At 58.7% G+C, this 25,250-nt stretch carries 20 protein-coding genes; 7 read left to right on the top strand and 13 right to left on the bottom strand.

The genetic code is table 11. The annotated features are described in order from the left end of the window. The first annotated feature begins 18 nt into the window (after window positions 1-18). Together ligD and OUY36_RS11585 are read left to right on the top strand one after the other, a co-directional pair. Window positions 19-2,586, top strand: a complete 2,568-nt coding sequence (gene ligD, locus OUY36_RS11590; RefSeq protein WP_267934399.1) for a DNA ligase D — start codon at window positions 19-21, stop codon at window positions 2,584-2,586. A 226-nt stretch (window positions 2,587-2,812) separates the two neighbouring features. Next, window positions 2,813-3,799, top strand: coding sequence for a hypothetical protein (locus OUY36_RS11585; RefSeq protein WP_267934398.1), 987 nt, complete (start codon window positions 2,813-2,815; stop codon window positions 3,797-3,799). Window positions 3,800-3,941: 142 nt separating this feature from the next. Here OUY36_RS11585 and OUY36_RS11580 read toward each other — a convergent pair whose 3' ends face one another. The 8 genes from OUY36_RS11580 to OUY36_RS11545 all read right to left on the bottom strand — a co-directional run bounded on the left by OUY36_RS11580 (window position 3,942) and on the right by OUY36_RS11545 (window position 13,163). Continuing rightward, window positions 3,942-5,417, bottom strand: coding sequence for an FAD-dependent oxidoreductase (locus OUY36_RS11580; RefSeq protein ID WP_267934396.1), 1,476 nt, complete (start codon window positions 5,415-5,417; stop codon window positions 3,942-3,944). Window positions 5,418-5,736: 319 nt separating this feature from the next. After that, the gene (locus OUY36_RS11575; RefSeq protein WP_267934395.1) at window positions 5,737-6,897 is read right to left on the bottom strand and encodes a DUF1615 domain-containing protein; all 1,161 of its coding nucleotides are present in this window, start codon (window positions 6,895-6,897) and stop codon (window positions 5,737-5,739) included. A 161-nt stretch (window positions 6,898-7,058) separates the two neighbouring features. After that, a complete protein-coding gene (locus OUY36_RS11570; protein ID WP_063542305.1) occupies window positions 7,059-7,295 on the bottom strand; it encodes a DUF2790 domain-containing protein in 237 nt (78 codons plus the stop codon). A 277-nt stretch (window positions 7,296-7,572) separates the two neighbouring features. Then, complete coding sequence (locus OUY36_RS11565; protein ID WP_267930477.1) at window positions 7,573-8,508, bottom strand: LysR family transcriptional regulator; 936 nt, start codon at window positions 8,506-8,508, stop codon at window positions 7,573-7,575. A gap of 19 nt (window positions 8,509-8,527) precedes the next feature. After that, window positions 8,528-9,997 (bottom strand): efflux transporter outer membrane subunit, encoded by a 1,470-nt coding sequence (locus OUY36_RS11560; protein ID WP_267934394.1) that lies wholly within the window; start codon window positions 9,995-9,997, stop codon window positions 8,528-8,530. Next, complete coding sequence (locus tag OUY36_RS11555; RefSeq protein WP_267934393.1) at window positions 9,994-10,893, bottom strand: efflux RND transporter periplasmic adaptor subunit; 900 nt, start codon at window positions 10,891-10,893, stop codon at window positions 9,994-9,996. Before OUY36_RS11555 ends, OUY36_RS11560 begins: the two co-directional genes overlap by 4 nt. A gap of 3 nt (window positions 10,894-10,896) precedes the next feature. Further along, window positions 10,897-11,100, bottom strand: coding sequence for a DUF1656 domain-containing protein (locus tag OUY36_RS11550; protein WP_110776999.1), 204 nt, complete (start codon window positions 11,098-11,100; stop codon window positions 10,897-10,899). Next, window positions 11,097-13,163 (bottom strand): FUSC family protein, encoded by a 2,067-nt coding sequence (locus OUY36_RS11545; protein WP_267934392.1) that lies wholly within the window; start codon window positions 13,161-13,163, stop codon window positions 11,097-11,099. The genes OUY36_RS11550 and OUY36_RS11545 overlap by 4 nt, the downstream gene beginning before the upstream one ends. 167 nt (window positions 13,164-13,330) lie before the next feature. On the opposite strand from OUY36_RS11545, the gene OUY36_RS11540 reads away from it, so the two are divergent. The 4 genes from OUY36_RS11540 (at window position 13,331) to OUY36_RS11525 (ending at window position 18,206) form a co-directional block, all read left to right on the top strand. After that, window positions 13,331-14,266: a helix-turn-helix domain-containing protein gene (locus OUY36_RS11540; protein ID WP_156245724.1), complete on the top strand. Its 936-nt coding sequence runs from the start codon at window positions 13,331-13,333 to the stop codon at window positions 14,264-14,266. 182 nt (window positions 14,267-14,448) lie between these two features. After that, entirely contained in the window at window positions 14,449-16,272 is a 1,824-nt protein-coding gene (locus OUY36_RS11535; RefSeq protein WP_267934391.1) for a Mu transposase C-terminal domain-containing protein, read from the top strand. An 8-nt stretch (window positions 16,273-16,280) separates the two neighbouring features. After that, window positions 16,281-17,153 (top strand): TniB family NTP-binding protein, encoded by an 873-nt coding sequence (locus OUY36_RS11530; protein ID WP_042921379.1) that lies wholly within the window; start codon window positions 16,281-16,283, stop codon window positions 17,151-17,153. A gap of 12 nt (window positions 17,154-17,165) precedes the next feature. Then, window positions 17,166-18,206 (top strand): TniQ family protein, encoded by a 1,041-nt coding sequence (locus OUY36_RS11525; protein WP_267938162.1) that lies wholly within the window; start codon window positions 17,166-17,168, stop codon window positions 18,204-18,206. A gap of 29 nt (window positions 18,207-18,235) precedes the next feature. Here OUY36_RS11525 and OUY36_RS11520 read toward each other — a convergent pair whose 3' ends face one another. Both OUY36_RS11520 and OUY36_RS11515 read right to left on the bottom strand, forming a co-directional pair. After that, window positions 18,236-19,165 carry a hypothetical protein gene (locus tag OUY36_RS11520; protein WP_267934390.1) on the bottom strand — a complete coding sequence of 310 codons (930 nt, stop codon included), beginning with the start codon at window positions 19,163-19,165 and terminating at the stop codon, window positions 18,236-18,238. A gap of 205 nt (window positions 19,166-19,370) precedes the next feature. Beyond that, a complete protein-coding gene (locus tag OUY36_RS11515) occupies window positions 19,371-20,450 on the bottom strand; it encodes a site-specific integrase (RefSeq protein ID WP_267934389.1) in 1,080 nt (359 codons plus the stop codon). Between the two features lie 78 nt (window positions 20,451-20,528). Here OUY36_RS11515 and OUY36_RS11510 point away from each other — a divergent pair, with 78 nt between their 5' ends. Then, window positions 20,529-21,401, top strand: coding sequence for a DNA-binding protein (locus OUY36_RS11510; RefSeq protein WP_267934388.1), 873 nt, complete (start codon window positions 20,529-20,531; stop codon window positions 21,399-21,401). A gap of 642 nt (window positions 21,402-22,043) precedes the next feature. Here the strand turns inward: OUY36_RS11510 and OUY36_RS11505 are convergent. The 3 genes from OUY36_RS11505 to OUY36_RS11495 form a co-directional block, all read right to left on the bottom strand. Beyond that, window positions 22,044-23,483 (bottom strand): alanine/glycine:cation symporter family protein, encoded by a 1,440-nt coding sequence (locus tag OUY36_RS11505; protein WP_267934387.1) that lies wholly within the window; start codon window positions 23,481-23,483, stop codon window positions 22,044-22,046. A 67-nt stretch (window positions 23,484-23,550) separates the two neighbouring features. Beyond that, window positions 23,551-24,537 carry an asparaginase domain-containing protein gene (locus OUY36_RS11500; protein WP_267934386.1) on the bottom strand — a complete coding sequence of 329 codons (987 nt, stop codon included), beginning with the start codon at window positions 24,535-24,537 and terminating at the stop codon, window positions 23,551-23,553. Then, window positions 24,534-25,226, bottom strand: coding sequence for an aspartate/glutamate racemase family protein (locus OUY36_RS11495; protein ID WP_267934385.1), 693 nt, complete (start codon window positions 25,224-25,226; stop codon window positions 24,534-24,536). Before OUY36_RS11495 ends, OUY36_RS11500 begins: the two co-directional genes overlap by 4 nt. Window positions 25,227-25,250 lie beyond the last annotated feature (24 nt).

The following is a 25,250-nucleotide window of genomic DNA, read 5'->3' as shown; positions in this document are numbered from 1 at the left end:
TCGACGCGGAGCTCAGCCATGGCGCTCGACGACTATCAACGCATGCGCGACTTCGCCGCCACGCCGGAACCCGCTGGCAAGGCGCGGCCGAAATCGCGCAAGAGCCAGACTCTGCAGTACTGCATCCAAAAGCATGACGCGACGCGCCTGCACTACGACTTTCGCCTGGAACTGGATGGCACGCTGAAGAGTTGGGCGATTCCCAAAGGGCCGAGCCTGGATCCGAGCGTGCGCAGGCTGGCGGTGCACGTGGAAGACCATCCGCTGGAGTACGCCACCTTCGAGGGGCATATCCCCGAAGGGCATTACGGTGCCGGCGATGTGATCGTCTGGGATCGGGGTGTGTGGAAACCACAGGGCGATCCGCAGGAGGGTTACCGCAAGGGCAAGCTCAAGTTCAGTCTCGAGGGCGAAAAGCTCGCCGGCAGCTGGAACCTGGTCCGCACGCGGATGGACGGGAAGAAAGAACAGTGGTTCCTGATCAAGTCGCGTGACGAGGCGGCGCGCGAGGAGGGCGATTACGACATCGTCGCAGCCGAACCCGATAGCGTGCTCAGCGACCGAACCCTGGTGCCGCGCAAGCGTGGCGCAGCCAAGGCGCGGATCGCCGAATCTCCGGCCAAGCCGGTCAAGGCACCGGCGAAGAAGCGTCAAACGGGGCAGCAGAAGGCGGCAGTCACCCTGGAAGGCGCGGTTCCGGCTGAGCTGCCGGAGAGCTTCAAACCACAGCTGGCCACCCTGGTCGATTCGGTGCCCGCCGGCGACTGGCGCTACGAGATCAAGTTCGACGGCTACCGCATGCTCGCGCGCATCGATTCCGGTGAGGTCAGGCTGTTCACCCGCAACGGCCACGACTGGACGGCGAAAATGCCCCAGCAGGCCGCAGCGCTGGCCGGACTTGGCCTGGAGTCGGGTTGGCTGGACGGTGAGGTGGTGGTGCCGAACGAGGAGGGCACCCCGGATTTTCAGGCGCTGCAGAACGCATTCGAAGCAGGCCGCAGCGGCAACATTCTCTACTATCTGTTCGACATGCCCTACCTGAACGGCATGGACCTGCGTCAGGTACCGTTGGAGCAGCGCCGCTCGGCACTGCACGAGGTTCTGCAAGGTAGCGACAGTGAGCTGCTGCGTTTTTCCGAGGACTTCACCGAGCAGCCCGACAGCATTCTGGAAAGCGCCTGCCAGATGAAGCTCGAAGGCCTGATCGGCAAGCGCGTCGGCAGCAGCTACACCTCCCGGCGCAGCAGCAGTTGGGTGAAGATCAAATGCAGCAACCGGCAGGAATTCATCATCGTCGGCTACACCCAGCCCAAGGGCACCCGCACCGGTTTCGGCGCGCTGCTCCTCGGTCTGCATGATGACAAGGGCGAACTGCGTTACGCCGGCAAGGTCGGCACCGGCTTCAACCATGCAACGCTGCAAAGCCTGCACAAGAAGCTGAAGAAGCTGGAAACCGATAAAAGCCCGCTGGCCAAGGCGCCGCCGGCCGCCGATGCCCGTGGCGCGCAGTGGCTGGAGCCGAAGCTGATGTGCGAGGTGGCGTTCGCCGAGATGACCCGCCAGGGCGTGGTGCGTCATTCGGTGTTTCATGGCTTGCGCTCTGACAAGCCGGCGAAAGCGATTACCCATGAGCGACCCAAGGCGGCTGCCAAGCCTGGAGCGGCCGGCACGCGCGGCAGGACGGATCCCATCGCCCGCGGGCGCATCAAGATCTCCAATCCCGACCGCGTCATCGATCCCAGCAGTGGAACCACCAAGATCGAGCTGGCCCGCTTCTACGCGCAGATCGCACCTTGGGCCCTGCCGCAACTCAAGGCCCGCCCGCTGGCTCTGGTGCGCGCACCGGAAGGAATCAGCGGTGAGCTGTTCTTCCAGAAACACGCCGACAAGCTGGCCATCCCGCATATCACGCAGCTCGACCCGGCACTCGACCCGAAGCATGGCGCGCTGCTGGTAATCGACAACGCCGAAGCACTGGTCGGTGCGGCGCAGATGGGCACCGTCGAACTGCACAGTTGGAATGCCGTGGCGCCAGACCTCGAGCACCCGGACCGTTTCGTCCTCGACCTCGACCCGGATCCCGCGCTGCCCTGGAAACGCATGATCGAAGCGACACAGCTGACGCAGACCCTGCTGGACGAGATCGGCCTGGTTTCGTTTCTAAAGACCAGCGGAGGGAAGGGCATGCACATCATCGTGCCCCTCGACCCCGTGCACGAGTGGAGCGAGGCCAAGCGCTTCAGCCAGGCCATCGCCCAGTACATGGCCAAGCTCCTACCAGGGCACTTCTCGGCGGTCAGCGGACCGAAGAACCGGGTCGGCCGCATCTTCATCGATTACCTGCGCAACAGTCGCGGCGCCAGCACCGTCGCTCCCTATTCGGTGCGTGCACGCGAAGACCTGCCGGTTTCCGTGCCCATCCATCGCGACGAGCTGGCGGACCTCAAGGGCGCCAACCTCTGGACCGTGCGCAATCTGCTGGAACGCCTGGAGCAACTGGGCGACGACGATCCCTGGGCAGAGATGCCGCGGACCAGGCAGACCATCACCGCGCAAATGCGCGAGCGTCTCGGCATTTGGACTTAAGCCGCCGTTGGTCTAAACACCGGTTGCTCTACACCGTCAGGGCGATACCCGGGTGACGCCACTGGGCGAACAATCGGCGCGTTCAGGGGAGCGGTAGCGGTGAGGGAGGCGCCAGACAAGGCCAGCATGATGTCGGCCAACAACAGTATTCGAAGGAGTGTCCCGCATGTCCGCGCATAAACCGCTTATCGCCTGCATCCTGCTTGGCTCGCTGCCGGGCCTGGCTTTGGCACTGGCTGAAACCACCCAGACCGGAAACGACAACGAGGTCGTCCTCGAGCAGAGTGGTGGCTCGAATACGGCGATGCAGTTGCAGCAAGGGAATACCAACTTCTCGCGTGTCGAGCAGGACGGCGGCGACAATTCGGCTCAGACAACGCAGCTCAATCTCGACAATCAGGTCGAGGTTTTCCAGAGCGGAACTGCCAACCAAGCGACGGTGTATCAGGCCAGTGATTACACCTTCGGGCATTCGGCATCGGTCATTCAACTCGGAGACGAGAACGTTGCCGAGGTGGTGCAAACCGAAGGTAACGGATCGCAGGCGACCATCCACCAGCAGGGCGCGGGCAACGTCCATCGGGTCGAGCAGCTGTTTTATGCCAATGGGCTGGAAAGCCGAACCTTCGGCACGGACAACCTCACCGAAGTCACTCAGAATGGTGCTGCAACCGCCACTACCCAGCAGTTCGGCAGCAACAACCGGATCACCATCGACCAGAACGTCTTTGCCTATGGCGGGGCGGTTACCGTGGAACAGGACGGCGCCTTCAACGAGGCCACTGTTACCCAGGTGGGCGGGCGGTACTACACAGGGGAGGTCGACCTGAAGCAGCTCGGCAGCGCCAACAGTGCGCAGGTCGAGCAGTGGGCGGGGTTCAGCAACCTCACCTTTACCCAGGATGGCATCGGTAACGAGCTGGCCGCCAGGCAGACGACACGCACAGGAACGATCCGCGGCAGCTCTGTGGGCAACGACAACCGCGTCAACATCAGCCAGGGTTACGATGGCCCGGTGCTCGAGATTGCCCAGACCGGTTCGTCCAACGAGATCGATGTCGTGCAGGATGCCGCCTATGGCACGGCTTCAATCAGCCAGACCGGCGATGCCAATGTCGCCGTGCTCAATCAGCTGACGGAATTCGCCGCGCCGCCAAGCGCCGCCATCATCCAGAACGGCACTGGCAACAGCACGTCGATCACCCAGCGCTAGCAGGTAGTTTTTTAACGGCCTGATAGAGCGACGGCAAGCGCGACTATTAAACAGTCGCGCTGCGTTCATGGAACGCAGCGTACGGCTTGTGCTGCACAGCGACAGCAGGCGTCAGCGGCGAAGAATTCGCCCGGGTGCATATTCAGAGCGACCTTGCTGCCAGCGGTTCGATGGCCGGGCCGTGTATGACCTCGCCGTCAGCCTGGAAGATCGAGCCATGGCACGGACAATCCCAGGTACGGTCGGCGTTGTTCCAGGTCACGTTGCAGCCCATGTGTGTGCATGCGGCGGATACGGCGTGCAGGATGCCAGCGTCGTCGCGCCATACAGCGAGCTTTTCGTCGCCGCGTGTGACCACACCGCCTTCGCCCGGCGCGATGGAATCCAGGTCGTCGACCAGCGAGTGACTGTCGCTGCTCTGATTGAAGTCATCCGGGGAAGGCCGATTAGGATCGTAAAGATGCTTCCACGGACGGCGTCCGGTGATGATCTGCCGCGCGATGCCAAGCCCTGCGGCGGTGCCGTTGCTGATACCCCAGCCATTGAAGCCGGTAGCGACGAACAGGCCGGGCGACTGCTCGCGATCCGGCTCACCGACATAGGCCATCCGGTCAGCGGTGTCGTAATCCTCATTGCACCAGCTCCACACCGCTTCGCCCACTGGCAGGTTGCGCTGTGCCCAGTGTTCAAGATCGACGAAGCGTTGGGCGACGTTGCCATCCTGGCCGGTCCTGAAGCGCGGGCCGAGGACAATGAAGAGCGGGCCTTCGTCATCTCGCGCCATACGAATCGAGTGGGTCGGCTCGTCGACTCCGATGAACATGCCCTCCAGCCGCGCGCCGGCCTGCGGGCGAAAAGCCATGGCCACATGGCAGCGCGGCTGGGTCGGACTGACGAGGTCGACCGGTGTTTCGACCGGCATGTGCGTAGCGAGAATCACCTGGTCGGCTTCCACGCTCCCATTGTCGAAACCGACGCGCCAGCGTTCTTGGCGTTCGAAACTCTTCGCGCGGGTGTGCTGGTGGATTCGCCCACCGCGCGCCTGCAGCGTATTGGCAAGGCCGATCAGGTAGCGGGTCGGGTTGAACTGCGCCTGGTCGGGGAATTCCAGTGCGCCAGCGGTGGCGAAGGGCAGCGGCGGCTGGTCGACCACGCGCGCGGCAAAGCCCAGGCGGCGCGCCGCTTCGGCTTCCTCTTCGATGGCTGACCGCCAATCGGCGGAGCAGGCGTAAGCGAAGGCGGACTGCCTTTGATAGTCGCAGTCGATGGCGTGGCTCGTGACCCAGTGGCGAATCCGCTCCACCGCCTCACGGTTGGCGTCGGCGTAGCACTGCGCCAACTCCTGGCCGAAGGTATCGATCAGGTAGCGATAGATCAGCGCATGCTGGGTGGTGATCTTTGCGGTAGAGCGTCCGGTGACCTGGCCACCCACTTCACGCGCCTCGAGTACCACCACGGACTTGCCGGCTTCGCACAACGTCATGGCGGCGCTCAACCCGACAATGCCGGCGCCAATCACCACCACATCGCACCGACTGTCGCCGGTCAGACGCGGAAAATTGCCTGGCGGCGCGCTGGCGCTCCAACAGCATTCAGGAATGGCGGATAGGGCAGGCATGGCAAGCTCCTTGTCGGCTGAGTCGATGGCTGTCCAGTTTCGCTAACCGTTGCAGCAACGGTGACGGGGCGCCCGGCACGGTGGCTGCCGGGCGGAGCGTGTGCGAAACATCAAGACCTAGGCAGTAGAACGACTCGCTCCGGTCAGGTTCCTGACCATCGGGCAGGGCATCAATGTGCAGCGGTTGGCTGCCGCGGATAGCCCCGTGTTTTGTCAGCCCTTGTTCAAGGGACGAGGGGCCGCGACGCCGCGGCAGTATCGAAACAATCGAAACAGACGTCTCCGCGGGCGTGCGCCACCTGGTCAGCGAGTGCGCACGCTAGCTGCGGGCGCGCTTCATGCACGCGAGATGCCGGTCATTGACCCGGTTGGCGAACCAGGCGGTGGTCAGGTTGCGGGTGATCTTCGGGCTCTCCAGCCGGATTCCCGGCAGCACCGCCCGAGGCAACGGCTTGCCGGCGCGCTTTTCGGCCAGTGCGAAGACCTTTTCATACAGGTCGGTTTCCTCGAAACCGTGGCTGTCGCCGCGCTCCAGCGCGTTGCGAATCGCCGTCTCGCTCATGTCCAGCTTGCCGGCGAGCGCGCGAACCGCACGCTCGGTCTGACCGGCCTTGCTGCTGCCGTGAATGATCAGATCGCCGTCGAGGGCCAGTTTGATGCCACTGGCACGGCTGACTGCGGCCTGAAACGCGGCGTTGCGGCTGGCGTACCAGCCGGCATTGAAGTCGGCGAAGCGGTACAGCGGTTCGCGATAGCTGGTCGGGTAGTCGAGCAGGTGGGCGATGCCGAAATACATGCCACCGCGGCGTGTGAAGACTTCGTCGCGAATCGAGCCTTGCCGTTCATAGGGGTAGGTCCATCGGCGGTCTTCGGCAAAGGCGATGCTGACCTGCATCGGGCCGCCGGTCTTGACCGGGTTGAGCGTGCCGAACAACTGCTTGCCGAGCGGCATGATGCCGACGAAATCATCGAAGATTGCACTCAACTGCTCTTCGGTGCGCACCGCCGCAATACGCTGGCTATAGGTCTTGCCGTTGGGCGACTTCACGTCCAGCGCCGCATCCACCACGAACCGTGGGACGTGCAGGCGGCCGGCACGCCGGTAGATTTCCTCTCGCGCGATCTTCGCCAGGCCGGGCACCGGCGGGGTCGCCTGGAACGTCGATTCCTGCACCGTCACGGCCAATACCGAGCAGATGTTTTCATCGTTCGGCGGAATATCCAGCGCATCGAAGGCTGAGTAGATGTCCCGAGCCCAACCCTGACGATCGGGAATGTCGGCGGGGATCAGGCGAACGATCTTGGCGCGGACTTCTTCCGGCTTGGGCGCGGGAGTCTCCGGCTGCTGGGAGCCACAACCGGCAAGCCCGAGCAACGCCGCTGCGGCGATTGCCGACAGGAATGAGCGGGTGTTGCCAGGTACTGCTCGGGTAGCGGCAGGGCGGTACGCCGTGCGGCAGGTAGAGATCGGAATGGTCATGCGGTCCTGAATGTAATGAGCCCTGGGGCTCGGACAGTAAAACAGCCGAAACCGTTCTGCCTCATTCAGAAACCGCTTGCCGGACACGGGCGTGCACCTGGCCCGTCCATGAGCCAGCGCTGCGACGCGCGGTCATTGCGGATCGGATACGCCACAAGGGCCTAGAAATCGTGGCAGTCCGGGCCTTGGCGCAGGTACGTGGTTTCGTGGGTTTCACCCTTGGAATCCACATAGGTCATCCGGGCCGTCACGACCTCGCAGCCGCCGGCAGGCACGTCTATCGAAATCACCTCGGCGATATCCAGTGTGTCGCCATATTTATAAGGCTTGGCTTCATCGGCGGCATACGCCAGCTGGGCACTTAGTGCCAGGCCGGCAATCCAGATCAGTTTGTTCACAGGTAACCTCCAGAGCGCTGCGCGCCCAGGTCGCTGGGACAGGGGGCAGCTTCTTGCGTGCAGCACCTGCCGGATGGCAGACGCCGGGAAATAAACGAGGCTGCCATGTGGGGAGGCAGCCAAAAGGTGGCAGGACGATCGATCGAAGGAGCGCTCGACCGACGAAGGAGCGGACTGGCTTCTAGCGTCTGTTGCCACCCGACAATTTTAGTGACCGACCAGCAGCGGAAAAACCGCACCAGCGGTGAAGCACCTTTACCCGCAGCGCAACAATCGGTCAGGCCCAATGGGCCGGGTCCTGCAGGATGCGGTGGTAGCCGGCGAATGCGCGCGGCAGCTCCAGCGCGAGAAAGTCGACCCAGGTCTTGATCTTCGCGTCGAGAAAACGCCGGGACGGGTAGAGCGCGTGGATCTGCTTTTCCTGCAGACGATAGCGGGGCAACAGGCGCAGCAGTGCGCCGCGCTGCAGGGCCGGAGCCGCGACATAGTCGGGCAGCAGGCAGATGCCCATGCCGGCCTCTGCTGCGCTGGCCATGGCCTCAGCAACGTTGACCTTGAACGCTTCGCCTGGACGAATCACGTCTTCGGCACCGTCTGCGATGAAGCGCCATTCATCCGCGAAGACCGGGTCTGCCAGACGCAGGCAGCGGTGCTGTTGCAGGTCGCACGGTCGCTGCGGCACGCCATGCTGCTGGAGATAGCCGGGCGCCGCGCAGACAACGTTGCCAACCTCACCCAGTCTCTGGGCGATCAGCTCGGAATCCGGTAGCTCGCGGGACAGCGTGATGATGACGTCGAGCCCGGCTTCCAACAGGTCGGGCTGGTGTTGCGAAAGGCTCAGGTCGAGGCTCACGTCGGGGTAGCGCTCAGCGTATCTCCCAGCCAGTCCCGCCAGCAGCTGGATGCCCAGCCCCGTTGTCGAGTGCACGCGCAGTCGCCCGCGCGGTGTCAGATGAGCCCCACAGGCTTCCGCCTGCGCCTGGTCCAGCTGCGCCAGGATCTCGCGCGATCGTTCGAGAAAACGTGCGCCGACCTCGGTCAGCGCCAACCGCCGCGTGGTGCGGTTGAGCAGGCGCGCATGGAGGTGGTTCTCCAGCTCCGCCACCAGGCGGGAAACCTGCGCGGTGGACATGTCGATCAGCTTCGCCGCGGCGGTGAAGCTGCCGGCGTCGACTACCCGGACGAATACCCGCATCGCTTGCAGCATGTCCATCGACTAGAACCTCGTTGGGTTATTGGCCAGGCACGTCCGGCAATGGTTTTTCAACACGCGCCGCCGCTTGCATGCTTTGCCAGCCGCCCCCCAGCGCGAGGAACAGGTTCACCTGATCCTGCGAAAGCTGAGCCTGGGATGCCGCCAGGGCGGCCTCGGCCGTTGCCAGGGTGCGCTCGGCGTCGAGGCTGTCGAGATAGGCCAGTCGTCCTTCCTGGTACAACCGGCGTGTGTGGTCCGCGGCGGCTCGCGCAGCATCGCGTGCTTCGCCCAGCGCCTGGTCACGATGCAGGTCATGGGCGTAGTGCGTGAGCAGGGTCTGGGTCTCGCGCAACGCGTCGAGCACAACGCCATCGAAGCGGGCGAGGGCGGCAGCGGCTTCGGCCTCGGTGGCGCGAATGCGCGCGCGATCGACCCGGGTCGGAAAATGCCAGCTGATCGACGGGCCGAATTCCCATCGACGGGTCACTGGATTACCGAGGTGTTCGAGCATTCCGGTGTAACCGGCCGCAGCGCCGAGACTGACCTGCGGATACATCATCGCCGTGGCGACGCCGATCTGTGCTGTGGCGGAGGCGAGTGCGCGCTCGGCCGCACGGATATCCGGACGGCGCTTGAGCAGGGCGGTGCCATCACCCAGCGGGATCGCCTGGCGCAGCTGTGGCGCGTGACTGCAGGCGCTGATCGTCTCGGGAAGGTCTCCGGGCGTGCGGCCGAGCAGGGCGGCGAGCTGATACAAAGCGGCCGCCTTCTTCGCTTCGAATGGCGGCAGTTCGGCACGCAGGGCCTCCAGCTGGGCGCGGGCGCGGGCCACATCGACTTCGTTGCCACGACCGCCCACGAACAGGCGCTCGGCGACATCCAGCTGTTGCTGCTGAATCGCCAGTGAATGCTTCGCTATCGTCAGTTCCTCGCTGGCATGACAGGCCGTCATGTAGCTGCGTACCACCCCGGCCACGGCAGTTATGCGGGCCGTGTCGAGCAGCGCGGCACTGGCGTCGGCATCGGCTCCCGCTGCTTCCGCGGCGCGATGCAGCTGACCGAACAGGTCGAGCTGGTAACCCACGCTGAGGCCGGCGTCAGCGAGGTTCATCACGGAAAGTTTTTCCTCCAGGGCCAGGGCTTCGCTGGACAGCTGGCCGCGTGCAACCGAGCCGTTGCCGCCGACCACGACTTCCTGCGCGTGGTGTGCCATCTGGAAGCCTTCATAGGCGCGACGCAGGTTGTGATACGCCTGGCGCACGTCGGCATTGCCGATCAGGGCTTCACTCACCAGCTGATTGAGCGTCGGATCGTCATAGAGCCGCCACCAATCGTCCGGCAGCGGCGCCTGTTCGACCCGCTCGTTGCCGGCCAGATCGAAGGGCTTCTGCGCAGCGGGCTGCAAGACCACGGCTTCGTCTGGCACGCGGTAGTCCGGGCCCACCGCGCTGCAGGCGGCGAGCAGCGTAGTCAGCGCGAACGGCAGCGTGCATACCGTGCGCCTCATTGGCTGACCATCGCCGATGTGTCGTGCGACCACGGCAGCACGGATAGCGTCGCCGTACGACCGACCACCAGGCGAATGTCGCTCTGCTGGCCGTCGTCCAGCACAACGCGAACCGGAATTCGCTGCGCCAGGCGCACCCAGGTGAAGCTCGGGTCGATATTCGGCAGCAGCGAGTTGCCGCGCACACGGTCGCGATCCTCGATGCCTGCGGCGATGCTCTGCACATGGCCACGCAGATGCTGCGCTTCGCCCATGACGTGGATGTCCACCGGCTGCCCGATCTCGATGGCGTGCAGCTTGGTTTCTTCGAAGTAGCCTTCGACGCGCAGTGAATCGGTATCGACGATCGACAGCACCGGTGTACCGGTTTTCACGTAATCGCCCACGCGCATCGTCTGGTCGCCGAGATAGCCATCCACCGGGCTGAGCACGGTGGTGCGTTCGAGATCCAGACGCGCCACGCCGAGGGCGGCCTCTGCCGTGGCCAGGGCGGCAGCGGCGCGCTTGACCTGGGTGTCGCCGATCTCGACGGTTTCCGCGGCGATCAGGTCTTTCAGCACCCGATTACGCCTGGCTTCGCGTTGCGCCTGGTCCAACTGCGCGCGGCGTTCGAGCACCGCGGCTCGGGCTTCGTCGACCGCCAGTTCGAAGCGTGCCCGGTCGATCACGAACAGCACCTGGCCGCGGCTGACCTTCTGGTTGTCGCGCACGTGCAGTTCGGTCACCAGCCCGGACACATCCGGTGCGACCTGAATGATGTCGGCGTGCACGTGGCCGTCGCGGGTCCAGGGTGCCTCCATGTAGTAGTCCCACAGGTGCAGGCTGACGACGACGGCGATGACAACCGCCAGCAGGGTCAGCAGCACCGAGCCGGCGGCGGGTATCCATTTCTTCACGATTCACATCCGGGGTAGGAGATTGAACAGGGCCCCGAGCACGATGATGTACAGGGCGAGGTTGAACAGCGGCGGATGCCAGACCCAGCGGTAGAAGCCGGTGCGCTGCAGCACGTTGGCGAGCAGGCTCTTGACGCCGTAGGCGGCCAGCATGGCAACCAGCAGGACCGGTACATAGACGCCGTACACATCGAGGTGACCGGTCATGCGTGCGCTCCAGCGGGGGAGAGGCCGGCTTCGGGTGGGGGGCCTCCCGGTGCCGCACGCACGCTGGCCGATGCGTCGGCGAAAAGCGCCAGTCGCAAGCCGTGCACCACCTGCGCCGCCTGGTGTGCGCTGGGCGAAGCATCGCGCTGCAAATCCAGCAATGTGGCCTCGAGTGCGTCGCGTAAGGGCTCCGGTGCCGGCAGTTGGCTATGCGCGGTGGCGCAGGCAAGGAAATGCGCGCGGATCATGCCCAGCACCGGCTCCAGCTTCCGCTCGATGGCGGGCGTCAGCCGCAGTTCACGCAGTTCCAGCAGGCGAAAACCGACGCGCAGCTCGCGCGTGGCGTCGTTCAGCGCCAGGCGATCGTCATCCAGCTGAGCCAGGCGTGGCAGCAGCTGGGCGATACGGTCGATGAAGCTTGAGACATCATCGGCTTCGTTGCGCCAACGTCGCAGGTCTGCCAGCGCCGCCAGGCTCAGCCAGCCGTGGCGTACCAATCGCCGCGCCGCCCAGAGCGTACCGAACGGCCGGGTCAGACGGGCCCAGACGAAGGCGAAGAGCACGCCCAGCGCGGTGGACAGCGCGATGTCGGCAAACAGCTGAAAATCGGCGCGGTAGCTGTCCTGAAGGGTGATGTTGGAGATCGTCTGCACCGCAATCACGATCACTGTTCCGGCGTGTTGCGGTCGACCGGCGAGGGTGCCCAGCAACAGCAGCGGCACGGCGAGCAGGATGGCCAAGCTGCCGAAATCGTGCACGTTGGGCATCAACGCGAAGAGGTAGATGCCGGCGGCCGTCGAGGAAATGAGCGTGGCGACCAGAAACGACTTGATGAACGGCGCCGGATTGTCCTGACTGGCGAAGAAACAGCCAGCCACCGCGGCGATGAACACGCCGCTATAGCCGTGCTCCCAACCGGATACGAACCACAGCATGCTCAGGCAGAACACCGACAGCGCTACCGAAGCCGCGGTGAATGCCAGTAGGCCGTAGTCATAGTGGCGTGGCCCGCCGACCAGTTGCTGTACGTGATAGCGCAGCGTCGGTACCGCCTCGGGATGGCCCTCATGAAACTGCTGGTAGAGGTCGAGGCAGTCCTGCCACAGGTCGATCAACGCGCGCAGCTGGCGCAGGCCACTGTCGATCGCCAGGGCATGCGCCGGATAGCTGTCGCCCAGCCAGGCCGCCAGCTGCAGGCTGCGTTGGCGCAGATGCTCGCCGTGCACAGCCTCGGCGTCGGACTGGATCCAGCGATCCACCTGCTGCAGGTAATACACCAGTTCCGGCAGCAAGCCCTGTAGCTCGGTTTGAAGTCGGTGCAGCGAGTCCGCGGTGGAGATTAGCTGGGGCATCAACATCGCCATCCGCGCGCGAAATTCGCGAGCATGAACGGTGGAGAAATGACTGCCGCTGTCGTGGCTGAGATGGCTGATCATCGCGTCCAACCCCATCACATCCATCAGCAGCGCATTCAGCGCACGCTGGTCGGCTTCGCCCAGGTGCTGGGTGTTGAGCATCCGGCTGACGGCACCACGCCCATCGCGCAACAGCAGGTGCATCTTCGCGGCAAGGGTCGGCGCGATGCGGCTGGGAAACAGCACAGCGTTCACCACGCTGGCGCAGACGATACCGAGCAGAATCTCCTCGGAACGCGCCAAGGCGACATCGAAGATGGTCGCCGGGTGGTTGACCTCGGCGAGGCTGATCAGCGGCACCGTATAGGCAGCGAGTAGAAAGATGTAGCTGCGTGGCGAGCGGTCCAGCAATGAGAGAAAGAGCAGGGCGCCGATCCACAACGAGATCGCCAGGCTCAGCATCACCGGTTGCTGAGCGAACGTCGGCAGAAGCACGACCGAAGCGGCTGCCCCGAGCAACGTACCCAGCGCGCGATAGATCGCTTTCGAACGCGTCGCCCCGGACAATGGATGCGACACGACATAGACCGAGGCCATGGCCCAGTAAGGGTTTTCCAGCGGTATCGCCAGTGCGATGTACAGCGCAAGCAAGGCGGCAATCAGCGCCTTGGCCGAAAACAGCCATTCACGCCAGGTCGGCATATTCATAGAGTTCGTTTTTTTGGGGCGTGGGCCAGAGGCGGGAGAGGGCGCGGCCGTCACGCTGCAACACAGATGGTTACATTTAACGTCAAAGGCGTATGACAGACTGAACAACCACTAGGACAAACAGTGCAATTTTTTCGCGCCGGGCACCGGCACGACGGCAGGAATTCATGAGTAAACGCATTCCCAACTATGCCTTGTACGGTCAGGCTGCATTGCCCGCATGGCAGGACCTGCTGCACCTGGAGTGGATCAACGAACGCGGCGACATGCATCAGCGCGAAATCAAGCCGCATCAGCATGACTCGCTGCTGCAGATCGTCTATGTGCGAAGTGGCGAGGGGGAAGTTTCGCTGGAGAACAGCCGCATGGGCTTCCGTGCGCCGTGCCTGATCCTGCTGCCGCAGCGCACCGTGCATGCCTTTCGCTACAGCCCCGAAACTGACGGGCCGGTCATCACGGCAGCACAGCGCCCGCTGGAGTCGATGGCGCGGATCCTGTCCAGTGAGCTGCTGGCCTTGATGCAACGTCCGGCCGTAGTGCCGCTGCCGTGGGATGCAGACGGCGAAGAGCCGATTTGGCCGCTGATCCAGCTGATCCAGACTGAAGCGCAGAGCCAGGAACGCGGCAATGTCGCCGCCGGGCACGCATTGTTGCTCGCGCTACTCGTACATGTCGTCCGGCTGGAACAGCCAGTGCCGATGGCTCGTCCAGCCAATGGCAGGCGGTCCCGGCTGCTGATCCAGTTTCGCGAGTTGGTCGACACGCATTTCAGACAACATTGGCCGCTTGGCCTGTACGCCGAAGCGCTGGGAATCACGCCAGTCACGCTGGGCCGAGCCACTCGCGAAGGTCTGGGTGAATCGCCGACCGCGATCATCAGCGAGCGAGTCGTTCGCGAAGCACAACGTCAGCTGGCGTATACCGCGCTCGACATCCAGCAGATCGCCCGCGATCTGGGGTTCGACGACGCGGCATACTTCAGCCGTTTCTTTCGCAAGCAGACCGGCCTCAAACCCAGCGAATTTCGCTCAGCGTTTCGAAATGCGGAAACTGGTCAGCCGAACAGGCAGCATGCTCAGGCAAAGGATTCACCTGAGAGCTGAAGCGCTTTGGAGATATTGAGGCGAAAGTGTCGTAAACACTTAATTGCAAGAATACTTATATCATTGATTTTTCTGATTATTTTTTTACGCACCTGCGCCAGCTGTCTGAAAAATGTGCGTTTTTTTGCATTTAGATATCATTCTGCTTGAATTATTGCATTTAGATAAAATGCAGATCGTTAATGATTATTCAAAAAAGCGACCGCTTTCTCTATGAAGGGAAGGTGTGGACCTACGCAGCGTCCCTTACAGAAACATCAGTGCAGCTGTACTGCGAAGCAGATCATCTTTTTGTTGAAGCCGACTTATCGGATATTGAACTTATTTCTTTTGCCTCCCCATCAAACGAGCGGCCAAGTAAAGATTTGGCTGGAGCATCGTGGGAGGAGTGGGAGCTGGCTGAGTATCGGTATCTTGCGATAAAAGAATATTTTCATAATATTGAAGATAATGAGGCGTTCGAAAAACTGCAGGCAGCTTTATCGTTAAGTGAGTCTCGTGTTTATGTGCTTTTAAGAAACTATAATGATGAGGAAGGGCCAAGTAGCCTTTTGAGATCAAAAAAGGGGAGGAAAACAGGTTCTAAGTTTATCGCTTACAATATAGAAAGCATAATAAGTTCGGCTATTGATCACGAATGGAAAGGCCCTGGTAGCACAATTAAGAAGGTTTTTCTAAGGGCCGAAGAAATGTGTCGGGCAGCTGGTGTGCCTCGCCCCTCCTATGGAACCGTTAAAAAAAGATTGAAAGAGCGCCCCGAGTCGGATTTGGCAAAATTGTCCATAGGCGTCAAGAGGGCAAATGATAAGCACTCAGCTCGACCCAAGCATAACAATTCACAAAGGCCACTCGCAAAGTGGCAGATGGACCACTGCGTTATAGACTGCATCATCGTGGATGAAAAAACACGCAAACCGTTATGTCGACCTTGGGCGACGTTGATTATTGATTTGCATAATCGAGTCGTCCCCGGCTATTACTTATCGTTAAATGCCCCAGGGGCATATAACGTGGCAATGGCAATCACACATGCGGTATGTCCTAAGGGGAAATGGATTGAGGCACTTGGTGATGAAGATATTAAATACCCCTACTACGGTAGGCCAGAAGAAATCGCCATGGATAACGCCAAGGAGTTTAAGTCACAATTCTTTAGAATTGCCGCCAAGAAGAATAAAATACACTTAGCGTGGCGACCAATTGGTAAACCTTGGTGGGGAGGGCATATAGAGCGTCTGAATGGCACTTTGGCGATGAGCTATATTCACTTTCTTCCAGGAACGACACTTTCAAACGTAGTGCTGAGGGGGGACTATGACAGCGAGGGAAAAGCCTGTCTAACGTTTGCCGAGTTTAGATTATGGTTCGCACGTGCAATCCAGTCGTACCATCACAGTGAGCACCGTATGCTGGATGGCATGACACCTCATGAAAAGTGGATTGAAGGCTGGACAGCAGAAAATGGAAAGCTGTCTCACCCAGCCTTGCTCGCTAATCCACAAGAATTTTTTATTGATTTTCTACCTGAAGAGTCGAGGGTCATAACGCGCCAGGGGATAATGCTTTGGAATATCAACTACTGGTCGCCGTCATTGGCTTCCTGTATATCGGGTAAAAAGTGCTCGATCAAGTACAACCCCAATTCATTGCGGCATATATGGGTTAATCCTACTGGGGAGCGATATATACAAGTACCGTATAGCGACATAACCAGGCCGGATATAAGTATTGAAGAATATCGAGCGGCCAAAAGGGAGGTTAGAAGGGATAGGCGCGGTGCGGCCAAAGTAACCTCTGATGAGGTTTTTTTGATGATTCAGAAAAATAGAGCGCTGGTCGAAAATTCAAAGAAATTAACTAAGCAAGCTAAGAAAAAAATAGAACATCGGGAAAACGCCACTGGTTTCGACCGTGCCTCTGGGGTGATCGAAATGCCTGTCGCGACTGTTAATATCGATGACGATGATTATGATTCCCCACCCAAAATATTTCCTGTGGATGCATGAGGCATTAAATGAGCGAGTTGGAACGCTACCCGCATGTAATTCCAAGTCGTCGTAGCATTGTCGACGCTGATGACGCTACGCGCATCCGTATGATTAACGAAGATGTTTGGATTGAATACCCGCTCGCTGCAAAAATTTTGGGACATGTTAAATACATGTTGCAGCTACCTATAAAGCAGCAATCACCTTGCTTGCTGATTCATTCAGGTGGGGGGATGGGTAAAAGCGCTCTTTATCAAAAAATATTGAGCTTGTATGGATTCGGGCGAAGCTCAGGGGCTACGCTGGCGTCCATGACTATCCGAGCAAAGCATGCCGCAGGCCATCGTATTTTTAGTGATGACCTTATTGGTGCGGTTACGGGTAACATGTATAGGAGTAGTCGATTAGAGGACGAGAAACTTTCTGCTGCTATTGCTTCCAGAGATGTTAGGGGTATCGTATTGGATGAGGTCAACGATATGCTACACGCTAATCGATCTGATCAAGCCAGAAATATGAAATTTATTAAGGAGTTGTCGGGTGCTCCGTACCATCTTATGGTCATTGCGATTGGCACCCATGAATGCAATGAAGCAATCAATTCAGATCGACAGTTTGCCAGACGGTTTTCTAGAATTGAATTGACGCCGTGGCGGGATGAGCAAGCACTGCGATCTTTTATAGCGACGTACACGATGACTTTCCCGCTGAAGTCGCCCTCTGATGTGGGTAAATCGGCAATCGTCAAATACTTGGTGAGCGAATCAGATGGTGTGCTTGATACTATTGTGAAGATGCTTTGCAATGCCGCCTCTTGGGCGGTACTTGAAGGGCGTGAAGAAATTGATCTGGAGTTGATAAAAAAAGGGCGGGAGATGCCGATAGCGAAAAAGGACTAAACAGTGAATGAGATGCTTGGCGATGAAACTATTTCTTCTTGGGTGGAGAGACATTTGTTTTATGCGTCTCTGGGTGGAGAAAATCAAATTTTTCGCGGTATGAGAGAATACTTAGATAGTCGGACTAATAGTGACGCCGACTATTATACCGATCAGGACTTTGGTCGCTTGGTTTCGACGCTGCCTTGTATTCCTCGGGATCTTAGTTTGCATAGGACCCCCATGACTTCATTTATGCTAATTCCTTCATTAGAGCGAATTAATTTCTGCCCAGCTTGCGTGAAGGATGACCTTAAAACTAAGAAAACTGCCATTTGGCGAGAGCAATGGGCATTTGGATGGTATGTGATTTGTGTGAAGCACCAGTGCGCGTTGTGTTCATTGGGTACAGAATATCGTTGTGGAAGCACGAAGTACCGGGCTGAAAACGCTTGTCGGTTTTTGATCGAGAATAGGTATATAAGTTCTGAAAGTCACTTGGAAAACGAATGTCATTTTTCGTCAGAGTTATCTAGCTACAGGCCGGCGGGAGCGCTCGTTAATGAAATTAATGGCCTTGCTTTTATAATGCAGGCAAGAATTCAACTGCTAATCACATACAAGCCATCTATAGCAAACGCTGAATTGACTCTCATCTATGATTTGATGAAGGTTATGCTGAGAAGTCATGTGAGAAGGATTGAGGCTCCACCATTTTGTTATCAGCTGGTCAAAAAAATCACAGGACGGAACTTTTCAATCCCTCGCCAGTTTTCTGGTGATGCCTCAGTTGCGTTGCTTGGGGTTGCACAGGTGATCGAACCTTACCCTCGTTTGCTTGCGATGGCTTTAAGCGCGTTTTTACTTGAGTTGCCTGGGTCGCAAGCGCGCTGGTTGCGTGCCAGTAAATTGTTTGCCGAAATGGGTATGTTAGTCCCAGGAGAGAAGAAACTGCTGTACACGGCGCTCGCCGGCCCCTCCGAATTTGGGATTAAAAGCTGGTTTTCCAAACGTACTTTAGTGTATCCCATTGAACTTCGGGGGCTATGTCGAAAGTTTTGTCTCGATTCATGATGCCTGCGGCGAGCGCTGCGCTCTAGAGCCTAGACATGACGGCTCAGGTAACCCTGCCAACCTGCATGCGCGAGTATTGATTCCCGATCCCAACTTCCGCCCCCTTCGTTAGCGGTCAATCCATTACGCAAACCTGTGCTGGTGATGCGAGCGTTAACCCCCGAATTACTCGCAATCGTTTCAAGAATAAGATTAATCGACTGCGAATTAATTTTGTCATTTTTAATCTCTCCCCATCTATTTATTGGCCGCAACAGAGGCCCTCTATTAGAGAGTATCACTGCCATCCATTCTTTAGTCGCCCTCACTGGGCAATGATGCTTCAGGTAGGGAACCAGCACTTTAACTTGATGATTAGTGGAGGAGGAAAGATTGATCAGCATGCCTTGGGTGTTTGATATCTCTAGATCGGTTATCTCCAAGCCCACGATTTGCTTGGCTGAAAGCGAGCACCAATAACCCAGGAGCAGGATCACTCGGTCACGTAGCGACCGTAATTGTTCGTTGCTGGGTGGGAGCAGCAGGTTGCTATGCTCATCGTGCGCATCCTCATTAAGATAATCATCCATTATAGTTAAGTCATTAAATGTCACCGACTGGCGACGACAGGGAACATGGCCGCTTGTTCTTTTGATGTGAGCCATGAATTCACGGATGACCTTATCCTTTGTTGGGTCTGCGAAACCTTGGTTGCTATGCCAGTTTGATAGAGCGGACAAGTGGATTTGAAGCGTGCCCGGTGAAAATGAATTTCTGGAGGCCGATAGGTAATCTACGATTGCTGCTACAGAGGTGGGCAATTGTCTCCCACAAGTGTAGCGGTAGTAATTTACGGCCGTTTTGTAGGCTCTGGCGGTTTTGGGGCTGAAATGCGGCGGAGTCGCTAAGCGCTCATTAAGAAAACCCTTGTTTATGAATGCTTGCTCAGAGCTTGATTCATCACCTTTATTGCCGCTCATGCTTGTTAGCTCTTCAATATTTTTTAAATGGTAGTCACTATCAGCTGCCTTCCAAAATCAACGGGGTTGGGTGCGGGTTAGCGCTGTATGGACTCATCTTGGGTGGCGCGCTGAGTGAATGTCGGAATTTACCTAATAAGTTGTGATGAAGGTTGTCCGTACTGTACTCATCCTTGAGATTAGCTAATGGTAGAGGGTGATACCACTACGGAAGGAGCATTGTGGCTTTGCTGTTTAGTAGTGCGCCAGCTTCAAAGTAGCTCATCACGGTGTCAACACTGCGGTGCTCGGTCATCGCCATCACCTCGCCCAACGGCACGCCCTGACGTCCGGCCTCTGTGACAAACCCCGACCTCAAGCTGTGCGCCGCCCAGTCGCCGTCGAGGCCCGCCAGTAGCGCTCGGCGCTGGACAATACGCGCCACCTGGTCACAGGACAGTCCAGCGCTTCCTACCTTGCCGCCCTTATACAGCCGCCGGAACAGCGGGCCGGATTCGGCCGGTGCGGCCTCCAGCCAAGCCGTGAGGGCCTGTGCTGCCGGCCCGCGCAGCGGTTTCTCGCGGCGGACTCCGCCGGTATCGGTCTTGGTCGTGCCCAGCGCATAGAACCAGGTATCAGCATCCAGTTGCCGCACATCAGTGACTTGCAATCCGACCACTTCGGAACGTCGCCGCCCGCCACCACTCCAGGCTAACAAAAGCAGGGCGCGATCGCGGATCCCGCGCACACCGTCGGTGCAAGTGGCGAGCAGCGCTTGCAGCGGCTCGAGGACGATGGCGGTTTTCTTGCGCACCGATACGCCTTGACGCGACTGGGCTTTGCGCGCTTCGCGCAGCAAGGTCTTCAGTGCCGCCGCCTCGGTTGGACTGTCCCAGCCGTTAATCCGGTGCCATTTACCGAGTACCGCCAGGCGATGGCTGACGGTGTTGTAGGCCAGGGGGCCGAGTTTGGCTTTGACCCTCGCAGCCACCAGCGCGGCGTCGATGGTCGGTGGCAAAAGGTGCACCCAGCCACCGTCAGCAGTCGGACGAGCCAGGTGGTCAACCACAAACTGTACGGCCACCGTGGAGGGCAGGGCCTCAGCGCCCAGCGCCTGGCCGTAGCGCAGTTGCAGCCACGCCGACCAGTAGGCGAGGGCGCTGCGGTAGCTGCGCACGGTGTTGGCTGCAGTACCAGCGGCGATGAACGCCGCTGCTGCTTCCTGAGCGTTGATCGCTAGAAAATGCAGATCCAACGGCGTTTCGCTAACCAGCGACAACTGATCTGTAATATTTAATACGTTCAACGTATTATATTTCCAATATTAAAAAAATAAGATCGGATAATATTTCATTATCAGACCTAATATAGCCGGAGGTGACCCGTGGCGATAGGCGTACCCGAAACTGACGTATTCGCTGCTGCAGACGCTGTGCTTGCCCGAGGGGAGCGACCGACTGTTGAGCGAGTTCGGCAGGAGCTAGGTCGCGGTAGCCCGGCGCGAGTGGGAGGGCTGCTCGATCAATGGTGGGCGCGGTTGGCTGAGCGGCTGAATGGCGAGACCCGCCTGCCGGCGCTGCCGAGCGAGGTGTCGCAGGCCTTTGTCGCCATCTGGCAGCAGGCGACACACTTGGCCCAGGGTGCCGCTGAACAAGCGCTGGCTGAGCAACGCCAGGTGCTGACCGCCGAGCGCGAGCAGCTCGCGGCGCTTGAAGACCAAGCCCGCCAGGATGCCGCCCAGTACCGTCAGCTGGCGGCCGAGGCGGTGGCCGGCCGCCAGGCGGCGGAGACGCGCCTGGCCGATCTGGAGTTGCTGTTGGCCCAGCGCGTGGCACAGATCGAGGACTTGCGCCAACAGCGTGAAGAGCTAGTGCGCGAACGAGGCGAGGCGCACCTACACGGCCAAGGACTGCAGCAGCAAGTGCGGGATCTGGCGCTCAAGCTCCAACAGGACCGGGTTGACCACGCGACCTACGTGCGCGGCGTTGAGGAGCGGGCCTACCGCGAGATCGACCGTGCCCGGGAGGAGAGCAAGAGCCGCGCTGTGCAGCTTAAGGCAGCACGTCGGCAACTGGACGACCTGCAACGCCGCCTGGAGGCGCTGCACAGCGGACTGAGCGAAGCCAAGCAACAGGCGGCAGCACAGCAGGCGCGGGCCGACACCCTGGCCCAGCAATTGTTGCAGCGACCTGCTGGGGCGGGGGTAAAGCCCAAGATGCGCAAACGCACCACCTCGGCCTCTAAGCGCTCAAGCTGAGTAGGCGAGGGCGGCGGCATCGTCTGCAACCGAAAACTCAGCGCCCTGCGCAATTTAAAATACTGAGCACATTCGATGCATCTCTGGGTGCCAGGCTGCATCGGCCCCTCCATTGCGAGGGCTTATTGTTGGCGAGCCGATTACACAGCCAGGCAACACGCAGGAATAAACAAAGGCTGGGTTGCAGCAAGTCGTAGTTTCGTGAGCGGCGGACCGGAATTTGGTGAGCGCTGCTGACCTGAAATGCAACCGATATGTGATGAACGCTCCAATTTTCGTGACCTCTATAGCCATTGGAGCATGCCAAACGTCCGAAAATCGCTGAAATCAGGGCACCGGAATTAGCTGAGCGCTTAAACAGCACTATTGGGTTCCCGAACCCAGCATCAAGCACGCTATCAGCCACAAATCTGCAGCTGGGTTTCATGACATTCTCTAAACGCTACCCTGGCTTACCCCCGCTCCGGTAGACATCCCCGGCCTATGCTTTGAGCATAGGAGGAAGTCTATGAGCGTCTGCACTGCCCCCTGAAAATAAAGTGCCCGACGCAGTGCATCGGGCATGTTGCGTACTTCGAATATAGCTAAACAATGTAAATCTATATTAGAACCAAATATCTAATCGATACCTTAAAGACAGGCCTACTCAGGTTTTTTCCATCGACCCGGATTCCATGCCTTGTGGTCAAGGTCAAGATCTGGAAATTTGCCAGGATCGAAAAGCGGCCTCTCGATACCCGCTTTCAACTGCGTGCGAAAATCATTAATCACGCGTATCGCCGTGGGGAACAACATCAGGATCGCCACTAGATTCACCAATGCCAGAATGCCCATCATCGGGTCGGAGAAAAAAAATATCGAAGTTGCGCCTGGGGCTGTCGCGCCTACGAAGATCAAACCGAGGATCAGTACACGCAGTATCAACAACGCCCGTTTGGACTTTGTGATTGCTGCCAGTGCACTCTCCCCCAAATAGACGTTGTAGATGATCGACGAAAACGCGAAGAGAAGGATCGCGAACGTCAGTGCATAGCTCGACCATTCGCCAAGATGACTGACCAACGATTGCTGTGTCAGAACCACACCGTCTACTGCGGCCGCACCGGGAACATACACGTCGCCTAACAAGATGATGAAAGCAGTGCAAGAGCAGATCACTATCGTATCGATGAAAACTGAGAATGATTGCGTGATGCCCTGGCTGACTGGATGGTGTACGAGTGCAGTCGCTGCCACGTTCGGCGCGGAACCCAGACCTGCCTCGTTAGAGAACAACCCACGTCGCAAACCCTGTGCAATTGCAGCCCCCATACCTCCGGCGACTACTTCTTCAAAGCCAAAGGCGCTCGAAACGATTTGGGCAATAAGAGACGGAATCTCGCCGAGATTCATCAGGATAACGATCAACGCAAGGGCTAAGTAACCAAGCGCCATAATTGGTACAACGACATCGGCAGCCTTGGCGATGCGCTTGATGCCGCCGAAGATTACAAATCCCGTGACGATAGTCAGCAGAGCGCCCGTGACATAGCGGCTAATGCCCAGCGAGTCCTGTACCGCGCCTGCAACGGTATTACCTTGAAACGCATTAAAGCCAAGTCCAAATGCCGCCAATAGACAGACCGCATAAATAATTGCAAGCCAATTGTATTGCGCCCCTAGACCATGCCGAATGTAGTCTGCTGGGCCGCCCCGAAAGGAGTTTTCGCCATCCGTACGCTTATAAAGCTGGGCAAGTGTGCATTCGACAAGGCTTGTCGCCATACCCACTAATGCTATGCACCACATCCAGAACACGGCACCAGGTCCGCCGAGTGTTATCGCTACTGCTACACCGGCAATGTTACCGCCACCAACACGCCCTCCCACAGATACCAATAGTGCTTGACGGGCGCTCAAACTGTTTGGGTCGTTGTTTTGATACTTCGGTAGCAACACCCGGAACATACGGCCAAAGAACTCGACCTGAACGAATCCGGACATAATCGTGATAAATACGCCGAAGACTACAAGAATGGGGATGAGTGACCACCCCCACGTAAGGCTGTCGACGTAGCCGAACAGTGTTTGCAAAGATTCCATCTGTCTCTCCGATTATTGTTTTTGCGGGAGCTGTTTTGATAACGCCGCGAATAGTTGGTGAGGGGTGTTACATCGATAGATCGATCCATAAACGCGCGAGTGCTGCTTCCGGCGTCTCTGTGCCGCCGTTTTCCACTCCGGCGCGCCATAAGGCTCCACCGGCTGCGTATGCTCCTGGATGAAGCCCACCTGCCTCGCACTGGCTGACCGCACGAATGCGGCAACCACTTGCGACAGCCTCCTTCAGAACTGACTCGAGAAGTGGATCCGACATGACCGTTCCTGCTCCAAAAACCCGCAACACAGCACCGTCGAGCTTTTTCAGAGCAGCGCCCACAGCCGAGGCAGGTAAGCCAGGGGACAGAGTCAGGATTGCCAGATGTTTAGCCTTAAAGCAGCATCGACGTGGCAGCTCGGCTTCAGGGAGCTGTGGCACAGAGCGAAAAGCGTCGGCATCATGAGAGTTGTGTTTGATCAGCCCACCGGCTGGTAGGAGCTTGCTGGCGAAGGCAAGCCAGACTCCGGCTCGATTCTCGCTCGCCGCCTTGAGCGCCAGTAAAAGGTTTCCTTCGGCGTCGCCACCGGTATTCAGTGGGAGCATGGAGCCGCAGAGAACAACTGGAACGTCAATTCCGCTCAGAGCTAGAGACAGTGCTGCCCCAGTGAAGGCCATCGTGTCTGTGCCGTGGGTGATGACGAACCCATCGCACTCAGAGCCGGTGATGAGATCGATCATCCGGTTCCAGTGCGTGAAGCTGACTTCTGCGCTATCCACGAGCGGATCAAATGCCAGTACCGTGACATTGACATCGTCTGGCGAGAGACTTTCGATCGCTTGTTCAAGTACACCTTGCGCAGGCGTCAACCCATCCAGCCCAGGCACCATGCCGATAGTTCCGCCGGTATGCAGTACAACCAGCTTTTTTACAGTTTCTGTATCGGGGGCCTGATCCAGTGTCGGCGACCTCGAAGCCTGTAGCATGTTTACCCCGTGACTCAAGGTGATATTCGCGGCCGTTCCTGTTGAGGTGCTAGGGAACTGCATCTTGTTCATACCTGCAGCTCCACATCACGCCCGACCTTTGGTGTGGTAACAATTTCGCCTGAACATGAGCAGGCGACTAATGCGTCAGCAACCAAGTTGGTTACATCAACGAGGGTCTTTTCAGTTTGTATATCTGCAATCAGCGGCAGCTCCGTGCACGCCAGAATCAGGACATCCGAAGTGAGAGCATCAATGATCTGCTTGAACCTCGGACGAAGTGAGGGATCGTCGCTGCCCAGACGTTTCACGTCTTCGATGAGGACATGCAGATCCTTTGGGCTTTCAGGAAGCTCCACTTCTGTCAATTTGCTCAGGTCGCGATAAGCTGACCACTCGCCCATTTCTGTGACAGGAGCTGCGCCAAGAAGCGCCAGGCGAGTCACCCCGGAATCATTGATCCAACGCTCAAGCACCGACTGAAAAGAGATGAGCTCTGCACTCAAGTTCAGCTCGGCGATACGCGGCGCGAACCAATTCAATGTGTTGCAGGCTATGGCATAGGCATCAACCTGAGGTGCAAGTATGTTCAAAGACTGGCGCATGGCTGACCACACTGCTTCTTCGTTCGCAGCAAGGTCCATGGACAACCCCAACAATGGTTCCGAGACCACTACCATTCGTGGCGCATCGAGGTCGCCCTGAAAGCTTTTACCAATCGATTTTTTGTTACGTTTGAGGATCTTTGCCCACAGATCCAAGCCTGCTTCCGGGCCTGACCCTGT

The sequence above is a fragment of the Stutzerimonas sp. R40042 genome (assembly GCF_026642215.1).
In the GTDB taxonomy this organism is placed as follows: domain Bacteria; phylum Pseudomonadota; class Gammaproteobacteria; order Pseudomonadales; family Pseudomonadaceae; genus Stutzerimonas; species Stutzerimonas frequens.
Note: the sequence above shows the minus strand (reverse complement) of the source record. Positions and strands in the feature narration are given on the sequence as shown.

Bases quoted from the DNA above. Each gene is read 5' to 3' on its own strand.
- OUY36_RS11540 (WP_156245724.1), top strand. From the start codon at position 13,331: ATGAGTAAACGCATTCCCAACTATGCCTTGTACGGTCAGGCTGCATTG.
- OUY36_RS11580 (WP_267934396.1), bottom strand. From the start codon at position 5,417: ATGCCTGCCCTATCCGCCATTCCTGAATGCTGTTGGAGCGCCAGCGCG.
- OUY36_RS11565 (WP_267930477.1), bottom strand. From the start codon at position 8,508: ATGGACATGCTGCAAGCGATGCGGGTATTCGTCCGGGTAGTCGACGCC.
- OUY36_RS11560 (WP_267934394.1), bottom strand. From the start codon at position 9,997: ATGAGGCGCACGGTATGCACGCTGCCGTTCGCGCTGACTACGCTGCTC.
- OUY36_RS11530 (WP_042921379.1), top strand. From the start codon at position 16,281: ATGAGCGAGTTGGAACGCTACCCGCATGTAATTCCAAGTCGTCGTAGC.
- OUY36_RS11575 (WP_267934395.1), bottom strand. From the start codon at position 6,897: ATGACCATTCCGATCTCTACCTGCCGCACGGCGTACCGCCCTGCCGCT.
- ligD (WP_267934399.1), top strand. From the start codon at position 19: ATGGCGCTCGACGACTATCAACGCATGCGCGACTTCGCCGCCACGCCG.
- OUY36_RS11525 (WP_267938162.1), top strand. From the start codon at position 17,166: ATGCTTGGCGATGAAACTATTTCTTCTTGGGTGGAGAGACATTTGTTT.
- OUY36_RS11520 (WP_267934390.1), bottom strand. From the start codon at position 19,165: ATGAGCGGCAATAAAGGTGATGAATCAAGCTCTGAGCAAGCATTCATA.
- OUY36_RS11505 (WP_267934387.1), bottom strand. From the start codon at position 23,483: ATGGAATCTTTGCAAACACTGTTCGGCTACGTCGACAGCCTTACGTGG.
- OUY36_RS11535 (WP_267934391.1), top strand. From the start codon at position 14,449: ATGATTATTCAAAAAAGCGACCGCTTTCTCTATGAAGGGAAGGTGTGG.
- OUY36_RS11500 (WP_267934386.1), bottom strand. From the start codon at position 24,537: ATGAACAAGATGCAGTTCCCTAGCACCTCAACAGGAACGGCCGCGAAT.
- OUY36_RS11545 (WP_267934392.1), bottom strand. From the start codon at position 13,163: ATGAATATGCCGACCTGGCGTGAATGGCTGTTTTCGGCCAAGGCGCTG.
- OUY36_RS11550 (WP_110776999.1), bottom strand. From the start codon at position 11,100: ATGACCGGTCACCTCGATGTGTACGGCGTCTATGTACCGGTCCTGCTG.